Source organism: Microbacterium sp. Y547 (assembly GCF_057669785.1).
Map to the genome: position 1 here is coordinate 128,103 of NZ_JBYHFN010000001.1, position 18,321 is coordinate 146,423.

At 66.9% G+C, this 18,321-nt stretch carries 17 protein-coding genes, 1 tRNA gene and 2 pseudogenes; 13 read left to right on the forward strand and 7 right to left on the reverse strand.

Translation table 11 applies throughout. The features are described 5' to 3' along the window. The first annotated feature begins 2 nt into the window (after positions 1 to 2). Positions 3 to 90, forward strand: a tRNA-Ser gene (locus tag AC25Y0_RS00645). Positions 91 to 194: 104 nt separating this feature from the next. Here AC25Y0_RS00645 and AC25Y0_RS00650 read toward each other — a convergent pair. Together AC25Y0_RS00650 and AC25Y0_RS00655 are read right to left on the reverse strand one after the other, a co-directional pair. Then, on the reverse strand, positions 195 to 611 hold the full coding sequence (locus AC25Y0_RS00650; RefSeq protein ID WP_488122432.1) for an arsenate reductase ArsC: 417 nt from the start codon (positions 609 to 611) through the stop codon (positions 195 to 197). Positions 612 to 705: 94 nt separating this feature from the next. Further along, a complete protein-coding gene (locus AC25Y0_RS00655; RefSeq protein ID WP_488122433.1) occupies positions 706 to 2,025 on the reverse strand; it encodes an NAD(P)-binding domain-containing protein in 1,320 nt (439 codons plus the stop codon). Positions 2,026 to 2,110: 85 nt separating this feature from the next. On the opposite strand from AC25Y0_RS00655, the gene AC25Y0_RS00660 reads away from it, so the two are divergent. The 3 genes from AC25Y0_RS00660 to AC25Y0_RS00670 all read left to right on the forward strand — a co-directional run bounded on the left by AC25Y0_RS00660 (position 2,111) and on the right by AC25Y0_RS00670 (position 4,897). Further along, the gene (locus tag AC25Y0_RS00660; RefSeq protein WP_488122434.1) at positions 2,111 to 2,461 is read left to right on the forward strand and encodes a metalloregulator ArsR/SmtB family transcription factor; all 351 of its coding nucleotides are present in this window, start codon (positions 2,111 to 2,113) and stop codon (positions 2,459 to 2,461) included. Next, positions 2,458 to 3,168, forward strand: coding sequence for an aquaporin (locus AC25Y0_RS00665; RefSeq protein WP_488122435.1), 711 nt, complete (start codon positions 2,458 to 2,460; stop codon positions 3,166 to 3,168). Before AC25Y0_RS00660 ends, AC25Y0_RS00665 begins: the two co-directional genes overlap by 4 nt. Before the next feature lie 211 nt (positions 3,169 to 3,379). Next, on the forward strand, positions 3,380 to 4,897 hold the full coding sequence (locus tag AC25Y0_RS00670) for a SulP family inorganic anion transporter (RefSeq protein WP_488122436.1): 1,518 nt from the start codon (positions 3,380 to 3,382) through the stop codon (positions 4,895 to 4,897). A gap of 28 nt (positions 4,898 to 4,925) precedes the next feature. On the opposite strand, the gene AC25Y0_RS00675 is transcribed toward AC25Y0_RS00670, so the two are convergent. After that, a complete protein-coding gene (locus tag AC25Y0_RS00675; protein ID WP_488122437.1) occupies positions 4,926 to 5,594 on the reverse strand; it encodes an SDR family oxidoreductase in 669 nt (222 codons plus the stop codon). A 108-nt stretch (positions 5,595 to 5,702) separates the two neighbouring features. On the opposite strand from AC25Y0_RS00675, the pseudogene AC25Y0_RS00680 reads away from it, so the two are divergent. From AC25Y0_RS00680 to AC25Y0_RS00690, 3 genes and pseudogenes are all read left to right on the forward strand, one after another. Continuing rightward, a pseudogene (locus tag AC25Y0_RS00680) lies at positions 5,703 to 5,960 on the forward strand (LLM class flavin-dependent oxidoreductase); the annotation flags it as partial. 17 nt (positions 5,961 to 5,977) lie between these two features. Continuing rightward, positions 5,978 to 7,684, forward strand: coding sequence for a DUF262 domain-containing protein (locus tag AC25Y0_RS00685; RefSeq protein ID WP_488134046.1), 1,707 nt, complete (start codon positions 5,978 to 5,980; stop codon positions 7,682 to 7,684). Positions 7,685 to 7,740: 56 nt separating this feature from the next. Next, positions 7,741 to 8,544 (forward strand): annotated as a pseudogene (locus AC25Y0_RS00690) (LLM class flavin-dependent oxidoreductase); the annotation flags it as partial. A 17-nt stretch (positions 8,545 to 8,561) separates the two neighbouring features. On the opposite strand, the gene AC25Y0_RS00695 reads toward AC25Y0_RS00690, so the two are convergent. Continuing rightward, complete coding sequence (locus AC25Y0_RS00695) at positions 8,562 to 9,056, reverse strand: bifunctional nuclease family protein (RefSeq protein ID WP_488122439.1); 495 nt, start codon at positions 9,054 to 9,056, stop codon at positions 8,562 to 8,564. A gap of 86 nt (positions 9,057 to 9,142) precedes the next feature. Here AC25Y0_RS00695 and AC25Y0_RS00700 point away from each other — a divergent pair, with 86 nt between their 5' ends. From AC25Y0_RS00700 to AC25Y0_RS00715, 4 genes are all read left to right on the forward strand, one after another. Then, positions 9,143 to 9,439, forward strand: coding sequence for a DUF503 domain-containing protein (locus AC25Y0_RS00700; protein ID WP_488134047.1), 297 nt, complete (start codon positions 9,143 to 9,145; stop codon positions 9,437 to 9,439). Between the two features lie 100 nt (positions 9,440 to 9,539). Next, positions 9,540 to 10,133: a Dps family protein gene (locus tag AC25Y0_RS00705; RefSeq protein ID WP_488122441.1), complete on the forward strand. Its 594-nt coding sequence runs from the start codon at positions 9,540 to 9,542 to the stop codon at positions 10,131 to 10,133. A 10-nt stretch (positions 10,134 to 10,143) separates the two neighbouring features. After that, positions 10,144 to 11,121, forward strand: coding sequence for an LLM class F420-dependent oxidoreductase (locus AC25Y0_RS00710; RefSeq protein ID WP_488122442.1), 978 nt, complete (start codon positions 10,144 to 10,146; stop codon positions 11,119 to 11,121). 440 nt (positions 11,122 to 11,561) lie between these two features. After that, the gene (locus tag AC25Y0_RS00715) at positions 11,562 to 13,850 is read left to right on the forward strand and encodes a M14 family zinc carboxypeptidase (RefSeq protein WP_488122443.1); all 2,289 of its coding nucleotides are present in this window, start codon (positions 11,562 to 11,564) and stop codon (positions 13,848 to 13,850) included. 76 nt (positions 13,851 to 13,926) lie between these two features. On the opposite strand, the gene AC25Y0_RS00720 is transcribed toward AC25Y0_RS00715, so the two are convergent. Next, the gene (locus tag AC25Y0_RS00720; RefSeq protein ID WP_488134048.1) at positions 13,927 to 14,670 is read right to left on the reverse strand and encodes an NUDIX hydrolase; all 744 of its coding nucleotides are present in this window, start codon (positions 14,668 to 14,670) and stop codon (positions 13,927 to 13,929) included. Between the two features lie 203 nt (positions 14,671 to 14,873). On the opposite strand from AC25Y0_RS00720, the gene AC25Y0_RS00725 reads away from it, so the two are divergent. Next, the gene (locus tag AC25Y0_RS00725; RefSeq protein WP_488122445.1) at positions 14,874 to 15,857 is read left to right on the forward strand and encodes an aggregation-promoting factor C-terminal-like domain-containing protein; all 984 of its coding nucleotides are present in this window, start codon (positions 14,874 to 14,876) and stop codon (positions 15,855 to 15,857) included. A 1-nt stretch (position 15,858) separates the two neighbouring features. Here the strand turns inward: AC25Y0_RS00725 and AC25Y0_RS00730 are convergent, their stop codons facing one another. Further along, the gene (locus AC25Y0_RS00730; RefSeq protein ID WP_488134049.1) at positions 15,859 to 16,254 is read right to left on the reverse strand and encodes a PPOX class F420-dependent oxidoreductase; all 396 of its coding nucleotides are present in this window, start codon (positions 16,252 to 16,254) and stop codon (positions 15,859 to 15,861) included. 54 nt (positions 16,255 to 16,308) lie between these two features. Continuing rightward, on the reverse strand, positions 16,309 to 17,664 hold the full coding sequence (locus tag AC25Y0_RS00735; RefSeq protein ID WP_488134050.1) for a serine hydrolase: 1,356 nt from the start codon (positions 17,662 to 17,664) through the stop codon (positions 16,309 to 16,311). Between the two features lie 92 nt (positions 17,665 to 17,756). Here AC25Y0_RS00735 and msrA point away from each other — a divergent pair, with 92 nt between their 5' ends. Then, positions 17,757 to 18,293 carry a peptide-methionine (S)-S-oxide reductase MsrA gene (gene msrA / locus AC25Y0_RS00740; RefSeq protein WP_488122448.1) on the forward strand — a complete coding sequence of 179 codons (537 nt, stop codon included), beginning with the start codon at positions 17,757 to 17,759 and terminating at the stop codon, positions 18,291 to 18,293. Positions 18,294 to 18,321 lie beyond the last annotated feature (28 nt).

An 18,321-nucleotide genomic window follows, 5' to 3' on the forward strand; every position in this document is an offset into this window, starting at 1 on the left:
CTGGAGGATTCGCCTAGTGGCCTATGGCGCACGCTTGGAAAGCGTGTTGGGTGCAAGCCCTCAGGGGTTCGAATCCCCTATCCTCCGCCATTTCGATCCCTGTGTTCTCAAGGGATTCGCCACCACCGACCGCGCGTGACCGACGCACTGGCCTCCCGCACGATGAAGCTGGGCGACGTTTCCACGCTGATTGGTCAGGTCGCCCCGCGAACAGGGTGGATGTCGGAAATCAGAGCCTCGACACGCGCACGGATGTCGTCACGAATGGGGCGCACAGCCTCAATGCTCTGCCCGGCCGGGTCGTCGAGCTGCCAGTCCTCGTAACGCTTGCCGGGAAAGATCGGGCATGCGTCTCCGCAACCCATGGTGATCACGACGTCGGACTCACGGACCGCGTCCACTGTCAGGACCTTCGGGCTGTTGCCTGCGATGTCGATGCCTTCTTCAGCCATCGCCTGCACCGCGATCGGATTGATGCTGCTCCTCGGTTCAGAACCGGCGGAGAGCACCTCGATGTCATCACCACCCAGCGCGCGGAGGTAGCCGGCGGCCATTTGGGAACGTCCGGCGTTGTGCACGCACACGAACAGGACGGTCGGCTTGTGATTCATCGGGTCTTCCCTTTCAAACGTGCCATCGGTGCGATCCGGGGACGGCAGCCTATTGACTCAGTCCGGTCGGCGGCCGGCATCCGGCGCCGCCGTGTCAGGAGCAGCATCCGCCCGTACCGTCGCCGAGATCGGTCGAGCACACGCCCGTGGCCGGGAGGACAAGATCCACCTTTGATGCGGAGTTCATGTCACCTGCAAGCCAGGCGGCCACCGAACGCACCTGCTCGTAGCCGGTCGCGAGGAGGAAGGTCGGCGCACGACCGTACGACTTCATCCCCACGATGAAGAACCCGTGCTCAGGGTGGGTGAGCTCGCGGAAACCGTGCGGCTCGACCGTGCCGCAGGAATGCACATTCGGGTCGATGAGCGGCGCGAGCCGCCTGGGCGCCTCGACGATCTCGTCGAGATCGAGCCGAATCTCCCGGTGCATGGCCAGCTCAGGACGAAAGCCGGTCGCGTTGACGACAACGTCGGTCTCATGGACCGCCCTGTTGCCGTGTCGCTGCCCGACCAGCTCTATCGCATCCGCGGTCCGTCGCGCACGGATGATCTCGAAGCCGTCGATCAGACTGACGTGGCCGCTGTGCACCGCGCGGTCGACGCGGCTACCCAGATTCGCGCGTCCGATCAGTTCGTCGTCAGGCGAAGAAGAGACACGGATAGCCTGGGAATTGCGGATCAGCCAGGAGACCACCGTCCCGGGCTCGTCCCGTGCCAGCTTGGCGAGGGCGAGAAGTGTGTTCGCGGCTGAATGGCCCGCTCCGACCACGGTGACATGTCGCCCGGCGAAGAGGCCACGGTCGCGACCGTGCACGTCGGGCAGGGCAGGGGTGACACGGTCGGCGATCTCCGACATCCCGATGAGTTCGAGACCGCTCGAAGAGAGGGAATTGGGCGAGCGGTACGTTCCGGACGCATCGATCACGGCGCGCGCTGCGATGTCCTCGATGCCCCCGTTCTCCGTACGGATGCGCACGCTGAACGGCGTCGTCGCGCGCCCGGTGCTGCGGGTGCGGTCCATTCCTTCGCGGCTTACTCCTAGGACCTCAATCGCCGTGCGGGTGCGTGTGGCGATCTCGTCGATCTCTGCCAGCGGGGCAACGTACCGTTCAACGAGTTCGGTGCCGGTCGGCGCGCGTTCCGGATCGGGAAGCTCCCATCCCTGCGTCTCGAGAAGGCGACGCGACGCCGGGTCGACCAGGTGCTTCCATGGCGAGAACAGACGCGTATGCCCCCATTCACGCACGCTGGCAGCAACCTGCCGGCCTGCTTCGAAGATCACGAAGTCGATCTGCCGCTCCAGCAGATTCGCCGCTGCCGCGAGACCGACCGGGCCGGCGCCGATGATCGCCACGGGCAACGTCGACAGCCGAGACGACTCGGCGACGCGGGGGGTCAGATCCAGCAGGGTCACGGCAGTCTCCACAGATATCGATGAACTTCGATCTCTGATTCTTCGCGGTCTATCGACGCCTGTCAATATCGACTACCGTCGATGCATGGCCACGATGCTCGAACTCACCGATGTCAGCGCCGGTGCATGTCGCAGTCCCCTGGTCCGAGAGCCTCTCTCCGCCGAGGACGCGGACCAACTCGCAGCGACGATGAAGGCGCTTGCCGACCCGACCCGACTGCGTCTGCTCTCGATCGTTGCGGCCTCAGCAGGCTCCGAGGCATGCGTCTGCGACCTCATCGAACCGGTCGGCCTCAGTCAGCCGACGGTGTCTCACCACCTGAAGATCCTGACGGCGGCAGGCTTCCTGACCCGCAGCAAGCGCGGCACTTGGGCCTACTTCCGCCTCGTCCCGGGCGCCCTCGACCGGGTTTCGAGACTGCTCGCCGGTTCGTGAAACGAACGCTTCGCGCCGCGTCGGGAGAGTTCCTCGGCAGTGCCGGGCTGGCAGCCGTCGTCGTCGGCTCCGGCATCGCAGCCCAGCAGCTCTCCCCTGACGATGTCGGACTCCAACTCTTCGAGAACGCGATCGCCACGGCATTCGGACTTGCCGTTCTGATCCTCGTCTTCGCGCCCGTGTCGGGCGCTCATTTCAACCCGGTGGTCACCCTGGTCGACATCGCGCTGCATCGACGAAACTGGTCCGCCGCAGCGGTCTATGTGCCCGCCCAGGTGATCGGATGCATCGCAGGAGCCATTCTCGCGAATCTGATGTTCGCCCAGCCCGCCGTCGCGTGGAGTGCGACCGATCGCTCTGGGTGGCATCTGCTCCTCGCGGAGATCGTCGCAACGGCCGGGCTCATCGTGGTCATCTTCGCCCTGGTCCGCACGGGCCGCTCCCACCTCGCCGCACCCGCCGTCGGCGGCTACATCGGGGCGGCGTACTTCTTCACGTCCTCCACGAGCTTCGCGAACCCGGCGATCACGGTCGGCCGAATGTTCAGTGACACGTTCGCGGGCATCGCGCCTGCGTCGGCCTTGCCGTTCATCGGCGCCCAGCTCGCCGGCGCGGCGATCGGGCTCGCGCTTGTTCAGTTCCTCTTCCCCTCGGGAAGGCTCGCCCCGGCCGAAGTCCAGACGATGGCGAAACAAGCGATCAGCTGAGGCGGGTACCGTTCGTTCTGCTTTCGCCGTGCGTCGACGATGTGACGTCTTCTCGCCCCTGGCCGCCCGCGCGAACGAGCGCCCGTGACGGTAGAGTCCATTCGGCCACGCCGAGCCTGTTGCCGTCTTCCTCTTCACAGGCTCGCCGAACGTCGCGCAAGGATGCGCTCCCACCCGTGAATCCCCTGTCGCACGTCCGAACGGAGCCCGCATGACTGCTGTCGCGTCTGCGCAGGACCCCGCAAGCCGCTACCGGATCGAGCCGACCGTGGTGCAGGCTCTGCGCAGCCCCCGCCTTCTCACTCGCGAAGTGCTGGCGGGGCTCGTCGTCGCGATCGCGCTGATCCCCGAGTCGATCGCGTTCTCGATCATCGCGGGCGTCGACCCGCGCGTGGGGCTGTTCTCCTCGTTCGTGATGGCTGTGGCGATCGCGTTCCTCGGGGGCCGGCCCGCCATGATCACGGCGGCGACGGGCGCGGTCGCCCTCGTCATCGCCCCCGTCGCCCGCGAGTACGGCATGGACTATTTCATCGCGACGGTCATCTTCGGCGGGGTCATCCAGATCGTCCTCGCCGTTCTCGGTGTTGCGAAGCTCATGCGGTTCATCCCGCGCAGCGTCATGGTCGGCTTCGTCAACGCGCTCGCCATCCTGGTCTTCGCGGCGCAGTTCCCGCATCTCATCGGCGTGCCGTGGCTCGTCTATCCCCTCGTCGTGGTGGGGCTGTTCATCATGTATCTGATGCCGCTCGTGACGAAGATCGTGCCGGCGCCGCTCGTCGCGATCATCCTCCTCACCGGTGCGACCGTCGCCTTCGGGCTCAACGTGCCCACCGTGGGCGATCAGGGCGAACTCCCCGAGAGCCTGCCCGAGCTGTTCGTCCCGAACGTTCCCCTCACGTGGGAGACGCTCGCCATCATCTTCCCCTTCTCGGCCGCGATGGCCGTCGTGGGCCTCCTCGAGTCGCTCATGACGGCGAAGCTCGTCGACGACATCACCGACACGCGCTCCCGAAAGACGCGCGAGGCGTGGGGTCAGGGTGTCGCGAACGTCCTCTCGGGCGCCTTCGGAGGCATGGGCGGCTGCGCCATGATCGGCCAGACGATGATCAACGTGAAGGCGTCGGGCGCCCGCACCCGCATCTCGACTTTTCTCGCGGGTGTCTTCCTGCTGCTCCTCGTGCTCGTGCTCGGTGACATCGTCGCCGTCATCCCGATGGCGGCGCTCGTCGCGGTGATGATCGTCGTCTCGGTCGCGACGTTCGACTGGCACAGCATTCGCCCATCCACCCTCAAGCGGATGCCGAAGAGCGAGACCCTCGTCATGCTCATCACCGTCGCCATGACGGTGGGAACCGAAAATCTCGCGATCGGGGTCGGTGCGGGCGTCGTCGCCGCGATGGTCCTCTTCGCTCGCCGCGTGGCGCACTTCGTCACGGTGACGCGGCGGATCGACGAGGCCGACGGCGCCCCCGTGGCCCACTACGCCGTCGACGGCGAACTCTTCTTCGCGTCGAGCAACGATCTGACGACGCAGTTCGAGTACTCCCACGATCCGGACCGGGTCGTCATCGACATGTCGCGCTCGCACGTGTGGGACGCCTCGACAGTCGCCGCCCTCGATGCGATCCAGACGAAGTACCGCCACCTCGGCAAGACGGTGGCGTTCGAGGGCATGAACGATGCGACGGCGCGTCTGCACGGGCGCCTCAGCAGCGGGCCCGAAGCCTGAGCCCGCGCCGAGCGAGCGCCGGGCGCGCTTACTCTCGCGTGCGCAGTCCGGTCCCCGCGATCGCCTCAGCGATCGGCACGTCGCCGGAGTTGAAGCGGATCGTGCGGCCGATCGTCGAGTCATCGGCCAAGACTGCGGCGATGACGGCGGCGACATCGCCGCGCGGGACCGAGGCCGAATCGTCAGCGTCGATGTCGATGCGCCCCGTCGGCTCATCGAGGGTCAGAGCGCTCGGGGCGACGATCGTCCAGTCCAGACCGCTCGCACGCAGGTGCGCATCTGCGGCGGCCTTGGCCTCGGCATAGGCGAAGAACGGGTTGTCGGGGTCGACGCCGTGGTCCGGGCCTGCACCAAAGTACGACACCATGACGTAGCGGCGCACCCCCGCGGCGATGGCCGCATCCATCGATCGGATGGCGGCATCCCGATCCACCGCGTACGTGCGGGCGGGGTCACCGCCGCCGGCACCAGCCGACCAGACGACGACATCGTTGCCGCTGACGAGGTTCGTCAGCTGCTCGGCGTCGAACTCCTGGATGTCGGCGACGAGCGGCGTCGCGCCGGTCGCGGCGACGTCGGCCTCGTGGTCGGGGTTGCGGATGACCGCGGTCACCGTGTCGCCGCGCCCAGCGAGGATCGGTTCGAGCAGGAGTGCGACCTTGCCGTGGCCGCCGATGATCAAGATGCGAGTCGACATGCCGCGAGCCTAAGCCGCCCCATCGACACGCTGGACGGGGGTTGACACGCGACCGTGCTCGCCCGCCTTCGCCGGAATGAGTGCCGAGGGGGCGATGTTGCACCGGTCATGCAGCGATTCGGCACTCTCTCCTTCGGCCACTACGGCCCTCTCGGCGGGGGTCGTCAGCTGACCGCAGCCGACTCGATGCTCCAGGCGATCGACCTCGCCCAGGCGATGGACGACCTCGGTGTCAACGGCAGCTACTTCCGCGTGCACCACTTCGCGCGCCAGCAGTCGTCGCCGATGCCCCTCCTCGCCGCGATCGCGGCGCGCACCGAGCGCATCGAGGTCGGCACGGGCGTCATCGACATGCGCTACGAGAACTCATAGCGTCATGTCTCATGGCGCGGTTCTTCCTCCCCGCCCACTGCCCTGTAGCATCCGAACGACTGCTGGCAGCTCAAGGGGGAGAGATGGCCCAAGAAACAGACTTCACTCATGACCAGTTGGGTCACCTTCTCCACGACAAGCTGCTGGAAGTTCCCCGTTACCAGCGTGCATACTCCTGGAAGCGTGAGCACGTCCTCGCCTACTTGTCTGACTTGCAGCAGGCACGCACCCGCGAGGAGAGCTACTTCATGGGGACCGTCGTGTTCGCGCGAGCAGATTCGAACGGCGAGCGACTACAGATTGTTGACGGGCAGCAGCGCCTTGCCACCACGGCAATTCTCTTTGCTGCGATTCGCGATCTGCTAGCCGAGTTCGGAAAGACACAACAATCGGCCAAGGTCGATTCAGACTATCTGCGCGGTTACGTCCTAGAATTCGAATCAGAAGTCGAGCGGCTTATCCTCAGCCCAAAGGACGTCGACCAGTACTTCGCCTTACTCGGCGGCGATCGAGCACATGTTGCCAACGACCACCCAATCGCCGTTGCATACGATGCTTGCCTCGAACACCTTCGCAAAATAGCGCCTTCAGCAGCCAAGTACAAGGAGATCACCGCCGTCGCCACCCAGCTAGCGAGCCGCGTCCAAGTCCTTGTCGCAGTCGCTAGCGGCCTCGCGGAGGCATACGTGATCTTTGAGACCCTCAATGACCGAGGTGCGGATCTGACGACCGCGGACCTCTTGAAGAACTATCTGTTCAGCAGGGCGGGCGCACACGTTCGCTATATGGAAGAGAAGTGGGTGGCCCTCGAGTCCAAGTTTGAGAAGCCCGAGGAACTTGTCAAGTTCATCCGTTTTGAGTACGCATCACGCAAAGGCCCCATCCTCACACGGCGCCTCTACCGATCAATCCAAACTGAGGTCGAAAGCGGGACGAGTGCCAAAGAGTACGTAGCGCGTCTCGTTCGTGCGCAGGAAGTCTACGAAGCACTACGATCACCGGATCATCCAAAGTGGAGCGGCGCAGCCTCGACCGATGTCCGGGATGCCCTTCTGGCTATTCGCCGGTTTGGTTTCGAGAGCAGCTTCCCTGCATTGATCGCGGCATTTACATCGTGGGAGGAAAAGTACGCGACCAAGCTGATGGTCAAGATTGCCAAGTGGTCAGTTCGCGGCCAGTTCGATGGCCGGATAGGCAACGAGTTGTCGGAGCAAGCGTTCGGAGACGCTGCCATTGCAATCTCCAATGGATCCGCTGTGAATCAAACTCAGGTCCGTAAGATTCTTGATCGCATCATTCCCGGCGACGCCATCCTTAGAAAAGCGATCGAGGCGTATGACTCGATCGCAGTCGCGCGAGCAAAGTACGTGTTCGCAATGCTTGATCGCGCTTTCGCGGAGAAGAACAACCTCCCCCGCACCGACCTCGATTGGGCGTCAAACATGTACACGATCGAGCACATTCGCCCAAAGAGCGGACCGAAGTCGGACGGAATGTTGGAGTTGGTGGATAGCCTCGGAAACCTCTCCATCCTGGAACAGAAGCTCAATCGCTCGGCAGGGGCAAAGAGCTTCGAAGACAAGAAGGCTTTGTACGCTCAGTCCGCGTTCCACCTGACGTCGGAGCTCGCGAAGCGCGATGGTTGGGATCCCAAGTCCATACAGGAGCGGAGCATCCTGCTCGGAGAGCTTGCCTGCCGCGCCTGGCCCGCTGACTGAATCAGCAAATCCGAACGAAGCTCAACCGGACACCGCGGGGTCCGCGCAGGGCACAAACACGCTACGAGAACCCGCTGTATCTCGCGGAAGAAGCGGCGTCGGTCGACCTGATCTCGGGCGGACGGCTGGCGCTCGGCGTCAGCCGGGGATCACCCGAGACGGTCGTCCGCGGATACGAGGCGTTCGGCTACACCGGCTCAGAGGACCCGCGCGGCGCCGATCTCGCGCGCGAGCACTTCGACCTGTTCCTTCGGGCGATCGAAGGCGAAGGCCTGGCCGAGCGCGATCCGTCGTCGCCGTTCGGCGCAGGCACGGGCCGGCAGCGGATCGAGCCGCACTCCCCCGGTCTGCGCTCGCGGATCTGGTGGGGCGCAGGTACGCGGGAGACGGCGGAATGGGCGGGCCGGATCGGGGTCAACCTGATGTCGTCCACGCTGCTGACCGAGGACCGCGGCCTGCCCTTCGACGAACTGCAGGCGCAGCAGATCGATGCGTTCCACGCCGCGTGGCGCGACGCGGGCCACACGGGTGAGCCGCGCGTGTCGGTGAGCCGCTCGATCTTCCCGATCACGACGCCCGAGGATGCGCTCTACTTCGGTCGCTCCCGCGAGGGCGATCAGGTCGGTGTCATCGACGGCATGCGCTCGACGTTCGGCCAGAGCTACGCGGCCGAACCCGATGAGCTCGTGCAGCAGCTGCTCGATGACGCCGCGATCCGTTCGGCCGACACCCTCATGCTCACCATCCCCAGCCAGCTCGGGGTCGAGATGAACCTGCGCATCGTCGAGTCGTTCGCGAAGTACGTCGCGCCGTCACTGGGATGGAAGCCCACGACCGAAGGTCGCGACGGGCGCGCGTAGACCGAAGGATCCCGCGGTCACCCTCGGAAATCGTCGGGATCGACCTCGTTGAGAAACTTCTTGAACTCGTCGACGCTCTCTTCGGCATCGAGCTCGTCACCGGTCAGATCCGGCACGCCCGCTTCGTCCATGACGGCGTCGGCGACCCACAGCCCCGTCCCAGCGCGCGACGCCAGAGCGACGGCATCCGAGGGCCTGGCGTCGATGATCCGGATGCCGCCGGGGGTGTCGAGCGTGATCTCGGCGTAGTAGGTGCCGTCGTCGATGCGCGTGATCTCGGTGCGCTGCACGGTCGCGTCGACGGACTCGATGAGCCCTTTCATGAGGTCGTGCGCGAGCGGCCGGGGCACGGTCGCCCCCTCGATCGCGAGGAGGATCGCGGTCGCCTCGAGCGCTCCGATCCAGATCGGAAGCATGCGCCCTGCGCCGGGCAGCTGATCGATCGGCTTGAGCAGCATGACGTGCTGCCCCGACTCGTCGAGCGCAATACCGGCAACGCGAACCTGGACCACGGGCGGCTCCTTCCGGTCGAGGTGCTCCCTCCATCGTAAGCAGGCCACCCCCCGTGGGGGCCTGATGAGCTGGCAGACTCGCGAGCATGTGGATCGGCTGGATCGAGTTCGATGTCCTGCTGGGCGACGTGCGATCGCTCAAGGAGAAGCGCGGGATCCTGCGCCCGATCCTGGCGGATCTGAGCCGACGCAGCGAAGTCGCCGTCGCCGAAGTCGGGGCGCACGACCTGCACCGGCGCGCGAGCATCGGGGTGAGCATCGTGGCCGCGGATGCGTCGCACGTTCGCGACGTGCTCGACCGCGCCGAGCGCCTGCTCGCCGAGGAGCACCCCGAAGTCACGGTGCTGTCGTCGCGGCGCGGACTCCACTCCAGCGACGACTGAATAGCACCGGGATGCGGCATCCGCAATCCCCGCGCGCTGTGCCGGGCGACCTCCTACCGTCGAAGCACACCCCGTAGGAACGCGCGAAGGAGACGGCATCATGGCCACGACGACGAAGAACGGCTCGAAGAGCAAGAGCGCAACCGACGCGACGAAGGACAAGTCTGCGACGAAGAACAAGCGACGCCCGGCTCGCAGCGGAGCGATGCTCACGAGCGAGCAGAACGCCGAAAGCGGCTTCCGGGCGTCCAAGACGCTGAGCGACAATCTGCAGCGCGTGCTGGTGGACCTCGTGGAACTGGCAAGCCAGGGCAAGCAGGCGCACTGGAACGTCGTGGGCAAGAATTTCCGCGACACGCACCGCCAGCTCGACGAGATCATCGAAGCGGCGCGCGGGTTCAGCGACACGATCGCGGAGCGGATGCGGGCGCTTCATGCCCTTCCCGACGGTCGCAGCGACACGGTGACCGCGACGACGACCCTGCCGGAGTTCCCGCAGGGCGAGATCGACACGACAGACGTCGTCGACCTCGTGACCGAGCGTCTCGAAGCCACCATCGCGACGTGCCGCGACGTGCACGACGACGTCGACGAAGAGGACCCGACGAGCGCCGACATGCTGCACGCCGTGCTCGAGTCCCTCGAGCAGTTCGCGTGGATGGTCAGCGCCGAGAACCGCTCCGCCACACGCTGAGGACGCCGACATGACGAAGTTCGGCTACACGCTCATGACCGAGCAGAGCGGTCCGCGCGAGCTCGTGCGCTACGCGCGGTCCGCCGAGGACGCGGGGTTCGACTTCGAAGTATCGAGCGACCACTTCTCGCCGTGGCTCACGAGCCAGGGGCACTCGCCGTACGCGTGGACCGTGCTCGGGGCGGTCGCGAACGCCACTTCGCGCGTCGAGCTCATGACCTACGTCACCTGCCCGACGATGCGTTACCACCCCGCCATCGTCGCCCAGAAGGCGGCGACGATGCGGATTCTCAGCGAAGGGCGCTTCCTGCTCGGCGTCGGATCGGGCGAGAGCCTCAACGAACATGTTGTGGGCGAGGGGTGGCCGGGCGTCGACACCCGCCAGGAGATGCTCGTCGAGGCGATCGAGATCATCCGTGAGCTGCAGTCCGGCGAGCTCTTCACGTATGACGGCACCTACTTCCGCGTCGATTCCGCGCGCATCTGGGACGTGCCGGATACACCGCTGGAGATCGGCGTCGCCGTCTCGGGAGATCGATCGGTCGAGGCCTTCGCGCCCCTGGGGGATCACCTCATCGCCGTGCAGCCCGAGGCCTCGCTCATCCAGTCGTGGGATTCGGCGCACGAGGGTCCGTCGCGCAAGATCGGCCAGGTCCCCGTTTCTTGGGACCCCGATCGCGATGTTGCGATCGACCGGGCCCACGACCAGTTCCGCTGGTTCGCCGGAGGATGGGCGGTCAACGCCGACCTGCCGACGCCGGCGGGTTTCGAGGGGGCGAGCCAGTTCGTGCGCCGCGAAGACGTCGCCGAATCGATCGCGTGCGGGCCCGACCTCGACGTTCTCGCCGAAAGCGTGCGCCCCTACCTTGAGGCGGGTTTCACCGACATCGCCCTCGTGCAGATCGGCGACGAGCGTCAAGAGGAATTCCTCGCCGAAGTCGCCGAGCCGCTCCTCGAGAAGGTGCGGGCTCTCGATACCGCAGTGTGACGCCACCTCGGTTCATCGAGGGCGGCAAGGACCGACGTTTGACGACCCGATCGTGCAGGTTGCCCACTCGTACCGCGAGGGCGCCAGCACTCTGATGGCGGGGCGCTCGTTGTTCTGGGCGATCCGGTGAGATCGATTCACAGCGGATACTTAGAAATAGCTTGACCCGGGTGCATCCAACCGATAGACATTGGACAACGCGATGACCCCCGCTCGCGGATGAGCTTGGGAGTCGCCCTCGGGGTGATGCACGTCCGATTCGCACCGCCCCACTTCGCTGCACGATGCTGTTCACGCGCCCAAGGAGGGGATGCTTGATGTTGTCCGCTGTCAGAAAAAGAAAAGCAGTCGGAGGTGTGGCGGTAAGCGCCGCACTCGCCGGCCTGCTGTTTACCACTTTGACCCCCATCGGTGCCGTCGGGTCCGAGGACGCACTCGATATGCACCTCGAAGCCGATGACGCCGTCAACGTCGTCGAGGTCACCGTCGCCGACCGCGACGAACTCGACCGCCTGATCGCCACCGGAGTCGACCTCGACCACGGCGTCGAGGAGAACAGCAACGGTTCCCTCACCGTCGAGGCCATCGTTTCCGAGAGTCAGGTCGCGGCGCTCGAAGCCCGTGGCTTCACGATCGGCTCGGTGCTCTACACCGAGCAGGACTCGCAGGACGCACTCGCGGAACGTCAGGCGTTCCGTACGCAGACGCTCGCCGAGAACCGTGCGTTCAGCCGGGCGGCCCAGGCGGACGACGTGTCGTCCATCGAGATCCTCCGCGTCGACTACTACACGTCGTTCGGTGTCGGCTACCTCTCGGTCGAGGCGCGCTTCGCCGACGGCCAGACCAACACTGCGCCGATGGTCGTGAGTCGCGACAGCGGCCCCGGCACCGAGATCGGCTCGGGCGGACAGCAGAACATCACGCGCTTCGTGGACGCCAGCGTCTACATCAAGCACCGCGGCGCTGCCGTCGTCGAGACCCGTCCCGACATGGTCAGCATCACGAGCCCGACCGGTGAGGTCGTCACCGCGAAGGTGAACGACTGGCTGGCCATCGATGAGGACGACCCGTTCGGCCCCATCCAGAAGGACTTCATCACGTCCTACATGACCCCGACCGAGCTCTACGCCCGCATCCACAGCCTCGCGGCTGAGTTCCCCGAGATCTCTGAGATCGTCGAGATGCCGAACAAGACGAACGGTTACCGTCGTCTGGCCCAGGGCATCGTGGGCACGGGCAACGCCAGCATCGTCGGCGTGGACTCGAAGGCCTGGGGCCACGAGGGTGGCAACGGCATCGTCGTCTCGATCGCCGCTGCCAGTGGCACCGACACGCCCCTGAGCGTGGCCGTCGACGGCACCACCATCACGGTGACGCCTGCGACCAACGCCGAGGGCGCGATCACGAGCACGGCCGCACAGGTCGTCGCCGCGATCAACGGCTCCGAGGCTGCATCCGCGCTCGTGAACGCGTACACCTACCGTGGCAACGCGGGAACGGGTACGGTTGCCGCCGCGACCGCGACGCTCACCGATGGCCTGTCGGCGCCGGCATCCGTCTCGCGCGAGCCGCAGACGGTCTACGGCATCCGCATCGGAACCACGCGTGACGGCTCGAAGATGGGTGTCATGGCGTACGCCCAGGAGCACGCTCGTGAGTGGGTTCCGCCGCTCGTCTCGATCGAGACGGCCGAGCGTCTGCTGCGCAACTACGAGTCCAACCCCGAGGTTCGCAAGCTCGTCGAGAACCTCGACATCTGGATCCTGCCGTCCGTCAACCCCGACGGTGGTCACTACTCGTTCTACGACTTCGCGTCGCAGCGCAAGAACATGACCAACCACTGCGAGATCTCGGGCACCGCGGACTTCAACTCCCGCAACTCGTGGGGTGTCGACAACAACCGCAACTACGACACCTACAGCCTGTTCGACGGTTACAGCGGCGCCTCGACCTCGTGCACGAGCGGCTCCTACGCCGGTCCTGCCGAGCTGAGCGAGCCGGAGTCCGCCAACATCAGCTGGCTGGCGACGAACCACACGAACATCAAGTTCTCGATGAACCTGCACAGCTCGGGTGACTACTTCATGTGGTCGCCGGGTGCGTACAAGGTGCCCGGCCGCGAGCCCGCCCCGCGCCCGAGCGCCGAAGACGAGGCCTACTTCTGGGAAGCCTCCGAGCGCATCCTCGGTGAGATCAAGCGCCACCGCGGCCTGTCGGTCACGCCGGCCCGCACCGGTCCGATCATCGACGTGCTCTACTCGGCCGCCGGCAACTCGGGTGACATGCTGTGGTACAAGCACGGCATCTACGCCTGGAACTTCGAGGTCGGCCGTTCGTTCCAGCCTCCGTTCTCGAGCGAGAACCCGACCGCTGCTGCAGCTCACCCCGAGTCGCAGGAGTACGCGAACGGTCTCATGGAGCTGATGCGCGTCGCTTACGACAAGAGCCTGGTCAAGCTCGACGCCGAGGTCACCACGCGTTGCCTCGCCGGCAAGGTGTACACCTCGGTCACCGTCAAGAACAACGACTCCGTTCCGGCGGACATCACGGTCACCAGTGACCACGGTGGCAAGTCGTTCACGGCGGTCCAGCCGGGCAAGACCGTTTCGGTCTCGATCAACACCCGCACCGCGACGCTGGGCGCAGGCGACATCGGAATCACCGGCACCGCCGGTGACCGTAACGACCTGTCGACGAGCGTCAGCTACGCCGCAACCAACTGCGGCTGACCCTCTGAAAGCGGAAGCCCGTGACCGATTCGGTCACGGGCTTCCGTGTTTTCATCGTGGGCGCGCGTGCCTGATGTCAGCGACCGCTGTCGTCGCCGATGTCGGGCAGCGGCAGTTCGCGCTCGGCGTCCCAGGTCTCGGTCCACCCGAGCCGGTTGAACAGGCCGTCCAGCAGCGTCCCGGTGAATCCCCACACCAGGTGGTCGCCGGCGCCATCCGCGCGCGGCACGAGAAAACCGGGACTGCGGAACTGCTGTCCCCCGCGTCGCACGACCGTCGAGCCGCGGTTGGCGGGATCGAGCAGGTCGGCGACAGGAGCTCGGAAGACGTCCGACGATTCCCGCGCGTCCACGGCGTGAACGGAAGACGGATGCCGCCACCACCCCAGCACGGGGGTGACGAGGTGCCCCGAGAACGCCAGCGGGGTGGTCTCCAGGGCACCGAGCACGTCGACGCCCGCGGGGTCGAGGCCCGTCTCCTCTTGAGATTCACGCAACGCCGCCCCCACGGGGCCGTCGTCGTGCGGATCGATGCGTCCGCCGGGGAACGCGACCTGACCGGGATGCGCACGCAACGTCGTCGCCCGGGCGAGCAGCAGAACGTCGAGGTCACGAGTGACCGCCGTCGACTGTGCGTCGTGGCCGCTCGGCAGATCATCCAGCGGTCCGAACAGGATGAGCACCGCTGCGGGGCGCGCGCCGGGCGGCGTGGGCTCGTCGGCGAACGCCTCGAAACCTCGTCCCCCTCGGCCGGAGGCGACCGCGTCGGCGAGCGCCGCGAGTTGCGCTCGAGCGCTCTGCGAGTCGGCATCCGGCGGCATCGTTCCAGGCTATCGCCGACGCCACCGGGCAGTGACGGAGAGCACGCGCGCCGCTTCCTCGGCCGCAGCAGCGCACACGGGACGCCCAGGTAACACACCCGTACCGTCCAGATTCGGGGAGCAGAATCGCTGACTTGTGCTCGCGGAGACGGGCGCGACGCGTCTACCCGATGGCGCGAATACCCGATACGGAACCAGAATTCATGCGCTCGAACACGTCTTTTTCTCCTGCCCGCCGCCTGCGTCGACTCGCCGACCAGCGAGCGCGCCGCCGCCCCACGATGGTCGCCGCGACCCTCGCCGTGGGCCTCGTCGCCACGCTGAGCATGACCGCAGCGAGCCCCGCGCCTCAGGTTGAGGCGTCGCAGCCCTTCGGCAGTTTCGTGCTCGCGTCGTCGGTCGCCCCGCTTGACGACGCGACGACGACCGCAGACCTCCACGACGACGTGCTGAGCGAAGCGACCGATGTTCTGGCCGCAGCAGAGGCCACGATCGCCGCCGCAGAGACGGTGACCGCCGACATCACCGCGTCCGGCCTCGAGATCGACGCCGCCGACACCGTCGTCGACACGGCCGAACTGGTCGAGGCCACCGAGCGGCTCGACGCCGGCGCCGAAGCGAACGCCGTGCTGTTCCTGTCGACCGTCGCGGACGAAGTGACGACGCTCATCGACCCCGTCAAGGCAGAGGTCGCGGCCCTTCGTGGCAGCCTTGACGCCGCCGTCGCGCTGAAGGCTGAGCAGGAGGCCGCCGAGCAGGCGCGCCTCAAGGCCGAAGCCGAAGCCGAAGCCGCCGCTGCGGCAGCCGCTGCCGTTGCGGCGCCCGCCCGGCCCGCAGCACCGGCCCCCGTCTTTGCGACCGGCGGCGCCGTCGGAGACAACAGCCCGGCCGGCGCGCAGGCATCCGCCCGTGCAATGCTCGGCAACCACGGGTGGGGCGACGACCAGTTCGGATGCCTCGTCTCGCTGTGGAACAAGGAGTCGGGCTGGAACTACCGGGCCTACAACGCCTCGAGCGGCGCGACCGGCATTCCGCAGGCGCTCCCCGGCGGCAAGATGGCCAGCGCCGGCGCTGACTGGCAGACCAACGCCAGCACGCAGGTCGCCTGGGGCCTGGGTTACATCGCGGGACGGTACGGTTCGCCGTGCAACGCGTGGGGCCACTCGCAGACGGTCGGCTGGTACTGAGTCAGCTCTCCCGCGAGGGAATGACGAGCGCGACCGACGCGCTCTGGCTGCGACGGAGCTTCTGCGCCGCACGGAGCATCTTGTACTTCACGCCGTACTTGGCCGCGAGCGCGCGGTCCAGACGAGCCAGCGTCGCGGGGTCATCCCGCACGACGGCGGTCGCTTCAACCGAGTCGGCGCCCTCCGTGGGATTGCCGCGCGCGTCGCACGGGGTCAGTGTGACGCGCGGAGTGTGCCGCAGGCGTTTGACTTTGCCCGATGCGGCTCCGGTCGTGACGAGCATCTCCTCACCATCGGGCGCGATCCACACCGGAGTACCCACGGGCACGCCGGTCTTGCGGTAGGTCGTGAGCAGGACGTACTCGTGGTCGGCGATCGGGTTCGATGATTCGGGCATGCGTCCATTGTCGCCTGGACAGCTCGGGGCACCGCTCTTCTGCGCCGTCGGCACTCAGTCAGCGATGAGCAGCGCGGCGGCATCCGCGGCGATCGCGAAGAACGCCGTCGGGTCGGCGACGACGGCGGGGTCGTCAGAGCGGGCGAAAGCCGTCAGGACGACGGGTTCGGCGCCGTCGCGCTCGAGGTACCACGACCCGGCGAGCACGCCGACCGAACTGCCGCCCTTATAGCCCACGTAGGACCACTCCTCACCGAGTTCGAGCCCCGGATTGGCCGACAGGATGTCACGCACCGGCGCACCGGATTCCGTCGCTGCCCGCTCCTGGAGAGCGATGTGCGCTCGCACGATGTCTTCGGGCGTCGCGAACCAGTCCAGACCCTGCTGCCAGACGGGGACCGTCCAGTCGCCGTCTGCGATGTCGGGCACACCCGCGGGCACGTCGGCGAGGATCGATTCGCGCTCGGCCGAGGCGGTGGCACCGGCCCACCGATCGCGCAGCGACGGGTCTCCCCAGCCGAGCCAGAAGAGCTCGCGGGTCGCCGTGAAGGGCGTGTTGAGGGCGGGGTCGTGGTGCCCCATGTCGGCGAGCGCGGTCTCGACGGCGCCCCGCCCGGCCGCGCGCATGAGCGCGTCGGTCGCCGTGTTGTCGCTGATCGCGATCATCTTCTGGGCTGCTTCGAGCACGGTCACGGTCGACCCGTCGGGCAGGTCCTGCAGTTCGCCGCTGGGGAGGCTTCGCACGGCACCGTCGATCGTGAGCGGGTCCTCCCAGGTGAGGTGGCCCCGGTCGACGGCGTCGACGATCGCACCGAGCACGTACAGCTTGAAGATCGATCCGATCGGGGCGACCGACGCGTCGCCGATCAGCTCGTCGGGCGCTTCGGCGCCGACCGTCCACACCTGCACCGAGGCGTCGTACGGCAGGGCCTCGATCTCGGTGCGCAGTTCGTCCCAGTTCGCGGCGGGGGCGCGGTCGGGCTGCGGCATGCCGAAGAAGAGTCCGTTCATGCGGCCGTCGATGCCGACCGAGACGGTCATGTCGTAGTCGGCGGCCGACGAGGCGATGCGCACCCGCGCCTGCTCGTCGCTGCCGTCGTACGTCTCGACGCGCCACGGCTTGGCGTCCTGCATCTGGCCGAGGATGGACCGCAGATCCTCGACCGAGACCTGCTCGAGCATGACCGGGGCGAACCGCTCTTCGATCTCGGCCGCATCGCTCAGGGCGTCGGCGTTGATCTCATCGAGCACCCACTGCGCCTGGCGGCCGACGGCGGTGCCAGGGATCTCAATCGTCTCAGCCGGTGCGTCGGGCGTGGCGGCGCACGCGGGGAGGGCGAGGGCGAGCAGGGCGGCTGTGAGACCCGCCGCCGCGCGCAGAACAGAACGCTTGTCGGTGAAGAGGGCCATCGTTCCAGCCTGCCTGATGTCTGCCCGGCCCTCCTCCCCCCCGTGGGCTGAGATACTTCTGGAGGACCCCCGCGCACCGCTCAGGAGAAGCCATGGACACCGGCACGATCACCCAGACCCCCGGCACCGAGACCGCCGTCCTCGCGGGCGGCTGCTTCTGGGGCATGGAAGACCTCATCCGCCGCCAGCCCGGTGTGCTCTCGACGCGTGTCGGGTACACGGGCGGCGAGAACGCCCACGCGACCTACCGCAACCACCCCGGGCACGCCGAGGCGATCGAGGTCGTGTTCGACCCGGCGCAGACGTCGTACCGCGACATCCTGGCGTTCTTCTTCCAGATCCACGACCCGTCGACGCTCAATCGCCAGGGCAACGACATCGGCACGAGCTACCGGTCGGCGATCTTCCCGCTGACGCCCGAGCAGGAGCAGGTGGCGCGCGACACGATTGCCGACGTCGACGCCTCGGGCCTGTGGCCCGGACCCGTCGTGACGACGATCGAGCCGGCCGGCCCCTTCTGGGAGGCCGAGCCCGAACACCAGGACTACCTGATCACCTACCCGAACGGGTACACCTGCCACTTCCCGCGCGCCGGGTGGGTGCTCCCCCGCCGCGACGTGCGGGCGTAGCCGGCGGCATCCGTCGGGCCGCATCGAT